Source organism: Dietzia sp. HMSC21D01, assembly GCF_001815995.1.
Classification (GTDB): domain Bacteria; phylum Actinomycetota; class Actinomycetes; order Mycobacteriales; family Mycobacteriaceae; genus Dietzia; species Dietzia cinnamea.
Window position 1 is genome coordinate 1 of record NZ_KV823851.1, and the last position, 691, is coordinate 691.

Genomic DNA, 691 nt, shown 5'->3' on the forward strand with positions numbered 1-691 from the left:
CCTTTGAAGGGATTGGTGAGCGCGGCGTGCCGGGCCCCGGCGGCCGCCAGGAGCGTCTTGGACGGCACGCAGCCGATGTTCACGCACGTCCCGCCCAGAACACCGCGCTCAACCAGCACGACGCTCTTACCGGCCTGGCTGGCCGCGATGGCGGCGGACATCGCCGCGCCTCCTGAGCCGATCACGGCCAGATCGACGTCGTAGTCCACACCCATTTGCCCACCTTCCTTCGCGTGACCCCTCTTCAGCGTCCATAGTGGACGTTCCAGCGCAGGGGAAGGTCAAGGCGAACATGGACGAGAGCCGAGAAAGGGGCCACTGTGCGCATCGGTGAGTTGGCCGTGGCCAGCGGCACCACAACCAAGACGCTGCGCTTCTACGAAGAAGCCGGCCTACTACCTGCGCCTGAGCGCACCGCCAACGGATACCGCGACTACACCCCTGCGGCCCTGGCGCGCCTGGACTTCGTTCGCCGCGGCCGCACCGCTGGGCTCACCCTGGCCCAGATTCGCGAGATCCTCGACATCCGCGACGCCGGAGTCGCACCCTGCCAGCACGTGCACGCCCTGCTCGAAGCCCACCTGGGCGACCTGGACCGCCAAATCGCCGACCTGCAAGCACTGCGACACACCGTCGCGCACCTTCACCACAGTGCCACCACCAGCGACCCCACCAAATGCGACACCACGAC

2 protein-coding genes are annotated in these 691 nt (G+C 67.6%); one reads left to right on the top strand and one right to left on the bottom strand.

Going from position 1 to position 691, the window contains the following annotated elements; genetic code table 11:
* A partial coding sequence (locus tag HMPREF3086_RS06130; RefSeq protein ID WP_141764012.1) for an FAD-dependent oxidoreductase occupies positions 1-215 on the bottom strand: 215 nt, incomplete at its 3' end.
* A 105-nt stretch (positions 216-320) separates the two neighbouring features.
* Between HMPREF3086_RS06130 and HMPREF3086_RS06135 the strand changes: the two genes are divergently transcribed.
* On the top strand, positions 321-691 hold a 371-nt coding region (locus HMPREF3086_RS06135; protein WP_070720752.1), incomplete at its 3' end, for a heavy metal-responsive transcriptional regulator.